This is a genomic window from Streptomyces sp. ISL-96, assembly GCF_018614035.1.
Lineage (GTDB): Bacteria > Actinomycetota > Actinomycetes > Streptomycetales > Streptomycetaceae > Streptomyces.
The window spans coordinates 20,660-30,048 of sequence record NZ_JAGGPA010000045.1 but is presented as its reverse complement, the minus strand read 5'-3'; the positions used below and the strand labels follow the sequence as shown (position 1 = coordinate 30,048).

The 9,389-nt window shown below is 67.5% G+C and carries 6 protein-coding genes and 2 pseudogenes; 3 read left to right on the top strand and 5 right to left on the bottom strand.

Annotation, left to right across the window (positions count from 1 at the left end; all coding sequences use genetic code 11):
* Nucleotides 1–1,569, bottom strand: a pseudogene (locus J7E96_RS26925) (ISAzo13 family transposase); the annotation flags it as partial.
* 198 nt (nucleotides 1,570–1,767) lie between these two features.
* On the opposite strand from J7E96_RS26925, the pseudogene J7E96_RS26920 reads away from it, so the two are divergent.
* Nucleotides 1,768–3,225, top strand: a pseudogene (locus J7E96_RS26920) (NF041680 family putative transposase).
* Nucleotides 3,226–3,661: 436 nt separating this feature from the next.
* Here J7E96_RS26920 and J7E96_RS26915 read toward each other — a convergent pair.
* The 3 genes from J7E96_RS26915 to J7E96_RS26905 all read right to left on the bottom strand — a co-directional run bounded on the left by J7E96_RS26915 (nucleotide 3,662) and on the right by J7E96_RS26905 (nucleotide 5,307).
* A complete protein-coding gene (locus J7E96_RS26915; protein ID WP_215134733.1) occupies nucleotides 3,662–4,273 on the bottom strand; it encodes a nucleotidyltransferase domain-containing protein in 612 nt (203 codons plus the stop codon).
* Nucleotides 4,267–4,677: a GNAT family N-acetyltransferase gene (locus J7E96_RS26910; protein ID WP_251070491.1), complete on the bottom strand. Its 411-nt coding sequence runs from the start codon at nucleotides 4,675–4,677 to the stop codon at nucleotides 4,267–4,269. The genes J7E96_RS26915 and J7E96_RS26910 overlap by 7 nt, the downstream gene beginning before the upstream one ends.
* A 156-nt stretch (nucleotides 4,678–4,833) precedes the next feature.
* Nucleotides 4,834–5,307 (bottom strand): NUDIX domain-containing protein, encoded by a 474-nt coding sequence (locus tag J7E96_RS26905; protein ID WP_215134731.1) that lies wholly within the window; start codon nucleotides 5,305–5,307, stop codon nucleotides 4,834–4,836.
* A gap of 666 nt (nucleotides 5,308–5,973) precedes the next feature.
* Between J7E96_RS26905 and J7E96_RS26900 the strand changes: the two genes are divergently transcribed.
* Nucleotides 5,974–6,543 carry an ATP-binding protein gene (locus J7E96_RS26900; protein ID WP_215134730.1) on the top strand — a complete coding sequence of 190 codons (570 nt, stop codon included), beginning with the start codon at nucleotides 5,974–5,976 and terminating at the stop codon, nucleotides 6,541–6,543.
* On the opposite strand, the gene J7E96_RS26895 is transcribed toward J7E96_RS26900, so the two are convergent.
* Nucleotides 6,437–7,045 (bottom strand): creatininase family protein, encoded by a 609-nt coding sequence (locus J7E96_RS26895; protein ID WP_308296153.1) that lies wholly within the window; start codon nucleotides 7,043–7,045, stop codon nucleotides 6,437–6,439. The genes J7E96_RS26900 and J7E96_RS26895 overlap by 107 nt on opposite strands.
* A 465-nt stretch (nucleotides 7,046–7,510) precedes the next feature.
* Between J7E96_RS26895 and metG the strand changes: the two genes are divergently transcribed.
* Nucleotides 7,511–9,235: a methionine--tRNA ligase gene (gene metG / locus J7E96_RS26890; RefSeq protein WP_215134729.1), complete on the top strand. Its 1,725-nt coding sequence runs from the start codon at nucleotides 7,511–7,513 to the stop codon at nucleotides 9,233–9,235.
* The last annotated feature ends 154 nt before the right edge of the window (nucleotides 9,236–9,389 follow it).

Sequence of the window (9,389 nt, the reverse complement as noted above, 5' to 3'; positions counted from 1 at the left end):
ACCCAAGGCTGACAGAGAGGGCTGCGCGGCTGATGGTCATGGCGGTGGTGTTGAAGAGCTGGCCCAGGAGACCCATAGGCGCGAGTTTTCGCAGGTGGAGCACGGTGGCCAGGATCCGGTCAGCTGAGGTGAGCTTGGCTTTGGCACCTGCGCCAGGGGCAACCAGGCGCTCGTGGCCTCGGCGTGTACGGAGTACTTGCTCACGCTGAACCTCCATCTCTGGAATCAACGCATCGATGAGTTCGCTGAGTTGCCGGCGGGTCATCCCGGTCAGTTCCGGGTCCTGGAGCGAATGCCGCGTGAGGTGAGTCGGTCGGTCCGCCAGGGCCTCGTCCGGTGTGCTGCCAGTGGGCGCCGCGTCCATCGGCTGGGGGTGGAGGGTGTAATTCCAATCGCCGTGGAAGCGATGACGGGTGATGGGCAGGGCGGCGATCTCGTCGTCGCTGATGCGGATGCCGGTGGGGTACTCGCCGCTGTCGAGTTCGGCCTGGACGGTGAGGCCGGTGCGGCTGGTGGTTGCGGCGATGGTTTGGATCATGACTTCGTGGCTGGTCAGAGGTCTGCCTCGCCAGTTCATGGTGATGTGGGAGAACAGTCTGTGCTCGATCTTGTTCCACTTCGAGGTGCCGGGCGGCAGGTGACACACCGTGATCTCAAGGCCGGTCTCGGCAGCGAGGTCGGCGAGCTGGGTCTTCCAGCCACGGGTGCGGTAGCCGTTGGAGCCCCCGCCGTCGGCGGTGATCAGCAGCCGACGAGCGCGGGGGTAGTCGTGCCGGCCGCGAGCCTGCCACCAGCGTCGGATCGAGGCGACGGCGAACGCCGCGGTGTCGTGATCGGTGCCGATGCTGACCCAGCCGGTATTCGCCGCCATGTCATAGATCCCGTACGGAATCGCCTTCTCGGCCTGGCCGGGGAAGTCGTGCGTCTTGACCCTCACGGGCTGCCCTGCGGGCCGCCATTCGTGCCCGGCGTTCTTGTAGTAGCCGACCAGTTCCTTCTTCTTGCTGTCCACGCTGATCACCGGGTCACCGGCGTCCCTGTGGTCTCGTGCCTGCTCGTTGAGGTAGCGGAACTGGGCGTCCCTGTCGGAGTGCTGCGCACCTTCGATGGTCTTGGCGTTGGCCTGCAGACTGAATCCTTCCTCCCGCAGCAGGCCGGCGACCGTGTCGGCGGAGACCCGATGGCCCTGCCGGGTCAGCGCCGCTGCCAGCTTCCGGGTCGACTTCGTCGTCCAGCGCAGCGGTGACATCGGGTCACCCCGCTCGTCGGGCTCGACCAGCGCAAGCAGAGCCGGCCGTAGCCCCGGATCAAGGTCCGCTGCCCTCTTCCGGCCACCACCAGGACGACGGACCCGCCCCAACAGCACCTGGCCAGAATCCAGTTCGGCCGCTCCGCGCGAGACCGTACCCTCCCGAACCCCGGCCGCGGCGCGACGAGTCTGATCCCACCATGCCCCAGCGACAGTGCTTCCGCCCCTATGGCCAGCCGACGCTGACGCTCGTCGAGATGCGGCAACAACACTTGAAACTTCGCCGCCAGGACATCCTCGGTCCCCTCTGGTCTCCCCATACCAGAACAACGAGTCCGAACAGCTGGAAGCCACGACTTGTTTCCTGGCAAGCCCTTAACTTGATCTTTAACGTCCGCCGTCGAATGGCGAGTCGAACTTGATCACTCGGTGCGGTAACCGGGGTACGCGGAAGCGGCCTGCGTCTGAACATGTGCTCCGACCAAGGAACACACACGTCCAGCACGAAGGCCGTGAGGATGAGTCTGCTGCATCACGATGCCCGGCAAGAGCCGTTGGCGGAACTGTCATGATTCCGGGGCGAGTTCTACTCCTGCCTCACCGCTCGTTCGGACGCGTTGTTCGAGCTGGCTGATGCCGTTCTGTGCGGCGACGGGCCGGTGAGGTCGCTGGCCGAACTGTCGCTGGTGGGCGAACACCGCCGGGGCCATGGCGGGCTCTACGCCGCCGTTGCTCGTGGACGCATCGATGCCGACCGGCTGCGGCGGGCAGTGGCCGCGGTGCCGCTGCCGCGGGCTACCGATGGCCGGCTGGTCCTGGCCGTCGATGTCACCTGCTGGCTGCGGCCCGACGCCCATACCTCGCCGGAACGGATCCTGTGCCACACCTACGGACGGGGCAAGGACCAGCACATCCCGGTCCCCGGCTGGCCGTACTCGATCGTCTGCGCTCTCGAACCAGGCCGCAGTTCGTGGACCGCACCCCTGGACGCTCTTCGTCTGGCTCCCGGGGATGACACTGCCACCGTCACCGCCCGACAACTGCGCGCTCTGCTTCAGCGACTGATCAACGCCGGTCAGTGGCAGACGGGTGACCCGGAGATCCTCATCGTCGCGGACGCCGGATACGACGCACCCCGCCTGGCATTCCTGCTGGGAGACCTACCCGTGCAGGTGTTGGCCCGGATGCGCTCGGACCGCGTCCTACGCAGGGCCGCCCCGCCCCGCCAACCCCACACCCTGGGCCGGCCGCCCCGGCACGGCGGCGAGTTTGTCTTCCGGCAGCCCGACACCTGGGGCATGCCGGACACCGAAACCGTCACTGAGACACGCCTCTACGGCATTGCCACCGCCCGCTCCTGGAACCGCCTCCACCCCAAGCTGACCCACCGCTCTTCCTGGGCCGCAGCCGACGGCACCCTCCCGCTTGTCGAGGGGACCGTGATCCGCCTGGACATCGACCACCTGCCCAGCGGAGCCACCCCAAAGCCGGTCTGGCTGTGGTGGTCCGGAACCGACGCCAGCGTCGCCGACGTCGACCGTCTCTGGCAGTCATACCTGCGGCGCTTCGACATCGAGCACACGTTCCGTCTCTTCAAGCAGACTCTCGGCTGGACCTGCCCCAAGATCCGCACCCCCGAGGCGGCGGACCGCTGGACCTGGCTGATCCTCGCCGCCTACACCCAACTCCGTCTCGCCCGCCCGCTGGCAGCCGACCTGCGTCGCCCCTGGGAGAAACCAACCTCCCCGGACAGACTCACCCCCGCCCGCGTCCGCAGGGACTTCCGGCACATCCGCCCAAAGGCCGGCTGCCCGGCCAGAGCACCGAAACCCTCCCACCCCGGCCCTGGACGACCACCAGGCCGGAAGAACACCCGGCCCACACCACGCCACGACGTGCACACACCCCGCAAAACGCAGACAGCGAAACGCCGAACAAAGAAATCAACCACCCCACGGCCCCGCCGCACAGGTTAAAGATCAAGCTTAATTGATCTTTCTGAATACTTCCGAGGTAAGACCGATCCACCTGTGCTTGCACGGTCCAGTCCGGTTGGGGCGGGGCGGGGGCTTTCTTGAGTCGTCTCCAACAGATGAGACTGCAGGCGAGGGAAACGAAGGCGTTGTGGAGTCGGTGCGGCGTTCCCAGCGGACAGCGAGGCGTTTGAACTGGTGGAGCAGGGCGAAGGTCTGCTCGACGACGTAGTGGAGCTCGCCCTATGAACGCCGCCGATATTCCACACCATCAGCGTCACGGAATCGGCCATGGGATGGCGGAGTTGCGCCGTCGTCCCCATGGGGATGCCACCCCTTCCCCGGCCGACCGATACCCAGCCGAGGTTCAGGGACGGGGCGGGCCGTCAAGGACGAGCGCAGCTCAACACCTTGGATCGCTGACGGTCCAGCGCCGGCGCTACTCGCCGAGCTGCTCGATCCACGGGTGCGGCCCGTACGTGCCGCCGATCGACTGCACGAGCCATGCCCGCTGCCCGGTGTCGAGGATCGGCAGCACCGCCGCGAAGTCGACCGCGTCCCTGGGCCGCGGCTGCTTCGCCTTGTAGTAGAGCTGGACCTCCGGCCGCAGGTAGGGGATGCCGGCTGCGGAGACTGCCCCCAGGTCCGCGAGGCCGCACCGCACGTGGCGGTCCCGCCGCGACACCCAGTCGTCGCCCTCGGCCTCGTCGAGCATCACTTGAATCCGCCATGGCGCCGACGCGTTGGGACGGCACCAGACGTCATGCACGCCGACCGGCAGCAGCTCGCCGGGCCGCCACGGCCGCAGGTTCCCGGGCGGGACAGCAGCCCACCACTGCCACCCGGCGAGTACCTCCTGAACGGCGAGCTGGTCTCGGCGCAGCACGAGGACGTCGATGTCGTGATGCTCGCGGAACGACCGGCCCGTGGCGAGCTCGATGGCATGACCGCCCGCGATCCACCACGGGGCAGCCGTCTTCGAGAACAGCGTGGCGACCTCACTCAGCGGTGCGGGCTGCCAGTCCTGCCCGGAGGCCTGGCCAGTCACCATTCACGGCTCGCGCTCGGTGCGCGCCAGATCATCGCGACATCAGGCCGGACAACGAAGCCCATCGTGTCGTACAGGGGGCGACCGTCCGCCGAGGCGTACAGATCGATGACTGTGCAGCCCTGTCCGGCTAGCCAATCACGCGCGGCCGTGACGCAGGCCCGGCCGTACCCACGGCGGCGGTGCGCCGGGTCGGTGGCCACTGACCCGATGTGCCCGGCATAGGGGGCACTGTTCCCCGGGCTGGGGAGTCGAGGAGTGCGGGTTCCTGCGGCGCACGCGGCCAGGCCGCCTCTCCCGGTGTCAACGACGAAGATGGCGAACAGCGGGTCGTCGAGGCGCTGGGCGAATGCCGTGCACTCCGCCGCCCATCGCGGAGCGGGCGCTGGACCAGGCGACCCGAACATGATCCATCGCAGCCTGACCAGCTGGGGCGCATCCGCGACCACGGCGCGACGGGCTAACTCCCGGACCGGCATGCGTTCTTCCTTTCACGGAGGTGTCAGCAGTGTGCGGCTGGTACCCGGTCCTGCGCACCGGCCGCATCCACATGTCGCCGGCACTCATGCGGAGGGCCAGGCGTATTCGCTGTAAGTGACGCCGTCGGCGATGTGCTGCAGGGCGACCGCGAGGTACGGAGGCAGAGGCTCGGGGAGGCTGCTGGGCTTGTGCCACTGCCAGCCCTCGCACTTGTCCGGCTCGGGGTTCCCGATCCGGCCGTGCCAGCGGTCGACCTCGAAGAAGAAGGCGATCCGCCGTGACCCGGCGTGCGTGGAGACGTGGTGCATCAGGTGCACGAACCGCACGTCGGAGGGGACGGCGGTGGCGCCAGTCTCCTCGGTGAACTCCCGGGCGGCTGCCAGCGTGGCGGGCTCGTGGTCCTCCATCAGCCCGGCCGGCACCTGGTACATGCCAGGAAACACAGGCTGACTGCGGCGTCGCCCCATCAGGATCTCGTCACCCTGGCGGACGATCAGGTGAACGTCGGCGTAGTGAGCGGCGTACGTACGGCCGGACTCTGCGGTCTTCTCAGGCATGGCTCTCCTCCGATCGTCAAGGCCGGTCACGCTACAGGGCACCTCCGTAACCGGCGGCCGATTTCGGCCGCCAGCACTATCGACTCATGGACGGGTGGCGATCAGGGCTCCGGTGCGGATGCGCTCCTCGAACTTCCCGCCGGGCTGCAGCTGGGTGAAACCTGGCGTAGGTCTGCCTCGAACTCGGCGATGTGATCGCCAAGTAGGGCGGGTGTGCTGTAGCTGAACGAGAACTGCAGGCCGATCACTTCGTCCAGGGTGCTGGGGATGAGGCGTCCCATCGCAGGGTGTCGACGTGGGCGAACGGGGAGCGGGGAGGATCGTGCTGTGTCCCTCGGCTGGTTCCGCTCCCGCGAGACGGGATGACGTTCTCGTCGGCCTCGTAAGCCAGGGCATCGGTCAGCTCCCGCAGGTGATCGACGTTCCGTGGACGGCACTGCGGGACCAGTTGCACCAGATCCGCTCCACCATGCGCCGAGGACACGTACCGCCGCATTGCCGGAGTGATATCTCCGGCGCGATGGTGAACAGTCAGGCAGATTGGGAGGGTGGGCTCCGCCACCAGGCAGAGGCCCTATCCGGGGCTTGTTCGGCTGGACTGAGCCTGATGGCTCGCCGCGACTGCGGTGCTGTTACCCAGGCCGGTCCTTGTCAGAGGGGTATCCCATGCCGCGCCCCACGCTCGATGAGTTGCCGTATGGATTCAAAGTGCCTGCCCTCGTCAAAGCCGTGCCGCCAGCTCGCCGCCGTGTCCGTGCCGTGGCCCATGGTCTCGGGCTAGCCCTGGACGATGACATGCTGGCCTCGATAGAGCTGCTGGCTGGGGAAGTGATCGCGAACGCAGTGAGGCACACCGATGGCTCCTGCGCGGTGTGTCTGCGCTGGACCGGCACGCGGCTCCGGGTCGAGGTGACCGACAGCGGCAATGCCGATACTGAGCTACTCGCTCAAGTGGCCGGCCCTGACGATGAGAACGGCCGCGGCCTCCTTCTCGTTGAGTCCATCGCGGACGCTTGGGGGATCGTTCCGGATCCTGCTGGCAAGACGACTTGGTTCGAAATCTCCGCAGAGCCCACCACCAGTCGGCCCAAGCGCTGTACCGCGAGCCGTGAGGCTGACTGCAGCGTGGTCAAGTCCACTCACCCAGTGCTTCAAGGTGCTGAGCAAAGCTCGATTGCAGGCTCTCCAGAACGGCCTTCCCCTTCTCGGCGGTGGCCTGCGACGGAAAGCCGATGACCCCTGTCTTCGTGTACTCGCTCATCCCCCGGACGAGAAGGAACGAGCGGTCACCACTGTCGTGGTCTGCCTCGGCGAACCCGTCACAGACGAGGTCGGGAGCGGCGTGCAGCAGGATCGAGGTCTCGATCTCGCCGGCGTGCATGTCTCCGTGCCGGTCTGACACCAGTCCCCCGCGCTCGCGGGCGCGATTCCAGTCAGGCCCCATCGAGAACAGGGACATCGTCGGGCCCTCGATACTCGCCTCCTGGACTACGTTGGACAGGACGTAGTTCCCGCCGTGGCCGTTGATGATCACCAGCTTGTGGATTCCGGAACGCCCGAGGGACGCCCGGATGTCATCGATCACCGCGAGCAGGGTCTTGGCGCTGATGCTGACCGTGCCCGGGAACGCCGCGTGCTCGTGGCTGCACGAGATTGTGATCGGTGGAAGCAAGTGCACTGCGTAGGCGCTGGCGATCTCCTGACCGACGATGCACGCAATCGCGGTGTCGGTGACCAGGGGGAGGTACCGGCCATGCTGCTCGAAGGAACCGACCGGGAGGACAGCAACGCGGGGCTACCGCTCCTCGACCTCTGTGCTCGTTGCGGTTGGCAGCAGGTTCACGGCACTCCCCCTTTTCGTCAGCCACGGCGTGGGCTCACGCCGATCGCGTCGGGCCTCCGGCAGCGACCCCGCTGCTGCCCCCGGTCCTAGAATGAGGGGTGCCTCGGCCGTACGGGACTCGCTTGGCCGCCTGTCCCGGACGGCCGAGCGCTTTTCGGCCGTCCGGGCCGGCGCCAAAATCACCGCGAAGGGTACCCAGCGCCCCCGATACGATGGCGGTGGCCCGCAACCCCCGATACGTCACCGCGTGTCAGTGACGCTCACTCGCGACCTGCCTGGTCCGCGTCTTTGCGGCCTCCCGACCTGGGCCCGCCGTGGCAGCACCACTGGCGCCGTACGTACGAAATGGAGCATCCGAGGATGGCTCGACACCTGGTAACCAGCGCGCTTCCCTACATCAACGGGATCAAGCACCTGGGCAACATGGTCGGGTCGATGCTTCCGGCGGACGTGTACTCCCGGTACCTCCGCCAGCGCGGTCACGACGTCCTCTACATCTGCGCCACCGACGAGCATGGCACGCCGGCCGAGCTGGCCGCCAAGGAGGCCGGACTGACGGTCGCCGAGTTCTGCGCGCAGGCGCACGAAGCGCAGAAGGCCGTGTACGACGGGTTCGAGCTGGCCTTCGACTACTTCGGGCGCAGCTCCTCGCAGCAGAACGTCGAGATCACCCAGCACTTCGCGCGGAAGCTGAACGAGAACGGCTTCATCGAGGAGCGGGCGATCCGCCAGGTGTACTCGCCGGTCGACGGCCGCTTCCTGCCGGACCGCTACGTCGAAGGCACCTGCCCGCACTGTGGCTACGACAAGGCCCGCGGTGACCAGTGTGAGGACTGCACCCGCGTCCTGGACCCGACGGACCTGATCGACCCGCGCTCGGCGATCAGCGGTTCCACGGACCTGGAGGTCCGCGAGACCAAGCACCTCTTCCTGCTGCAGTCCAAGCTCCAGCACGAGGTCGAGGAGTGGATCGCCACCGTCAGCGCGGAATGGCCGCACCTGTCCACGTCCATCGCTCGCAAGTGGCTGACCGAGGGCCTGAACGACCGCGCCATCACCCGTGACCTCGACTGGGGCGTGCCGGTGCCGGCCGACACGTGGCCGGAGCTCGCGGCCGAGGGCAAGGTCTTCTACGTCTGGTTCGACGCCCCGATCGAGTACATCGGTGCGACGAAGGAGTGGGCGGACGCCGCCTCCGACGGCGAGACCCGCGACTGGAAGTCGTGGTGGTACGAGGCCGACGACACCGTCCGGTACACGCAGTTCATGGCCAAGGACAACGTCCCCTTCCACACGGTGATGTTCCCGGCCACCGAGCTCGGCGTGCGCGAGCCGTGGAAGAAGGTCGACGTCGTCAAGGGCTTCAACTGGCTGACGTACTACGGCGGCAAGTTCTCCACCTCCCAGAAGCGCGGCGTCTTCACCGACGCGGCCCTGGAGACCCTCCCCGGCGACTACTGGCGCTACTTCCTCATCGCCAACGCCCCCGAGTCGGACGACTCCTCCTTCACCTGGGAGCACTTCACCGCCACGGTCAACAAGGACCTGGCCGACACCCTCGGCAACTTCGTCAACCGCGTGCTGTCCTTCTCCCGCAAGCGGTTCGGCGACGAGGTCCCGGCCGGTCGCGCCGCCGGCGAGGCGGAGGCGAAGCTGGGTGAGGAGATCGCACGGCTGCTCGGCGAGTACGAGGAGCAGATGGAGGCGCTCCAGTTCCGCAAGGCCGCCGCCGCCCTGCGCGCGCTGTGGTCCGCGGGCAACTCCTACCTGGAGGAGAAGGCCCCCTGGCTGGAGATCAAGACCGACGCGGACGGCGCGGCGCTGACCCTGCGTACCGCGATGAACCTGATCCATCTGTACGCGGTCGTCTCCAAGCCGTTCATCCCGGCCACGGCCGCCGCCATGCGCGGGGCCTTCGCCCTGGAGAACGACACCGCGACCTGGGTGACCGCCGACCAGGCCAAGTCCCTGGACGCCGTCCCGGCCGGCACGGCCTTCACGGTGCCGCCGGTGCTCTTCGCGAAGATCACGGAGGAGGACCTGGAGTCCTACCGCGCCCGCTTCGGCGGCGCCCCGGAAGCCTGACCGGAGCTCCCGCACCCGTGCCGCCCCTTCTTCAACGAGCGGCACGGGCTGCACGGCGCCCTGCCCCGTCTACAGGCGCACCCGAAAACGGCAATGTGATTGCCTTGATCACATCTGCCGCCCTATCCTCTATTGCAACGCGTCGATGGAGACG

What these genes read in the sequence shown, in the direction of transcription:
- J7E96_RS26900 (WP_215134730.1), top strand. Translation starts at nt 5,974, where the DNA reads ATGCCGCGCCCCACGCTCGATGAGTTGCCGTATGGATTCAAAGTGCCT.
- metG (WP_215134729.1), top strand. Translation starts at nt 7,511, where the DNA reads ATGGCTCGACACCTGGTAACCAGCGCGCTTCCCTACATCAACGGGATC.
- J7E96_RS26915 (WP_215134733.1), bottom strand. Translation starts at nt 4,273, where the DNA reads ATGGTGACTGGCCAGGCCTCCGGGCAGGACTGGCAGCCCGCACCGCTG.
- J7E96_RS26905 (WP_215134731.1), bottom strand. Translation starts at nt 5,307, where the DNA reads ATGCCTGAGAAGACCGCAGAGTCCGGCCGTACGTACGCCGCTCACTAC.
- J7E96_RS26910 (WP_251070491.1), bottom strand. Translation starts at nt 4,677, where the DNA reads ATGTTCGGGTCGCCTGGTCCAGCGCCCGCTCCGCGATGGGCGGCGGAG.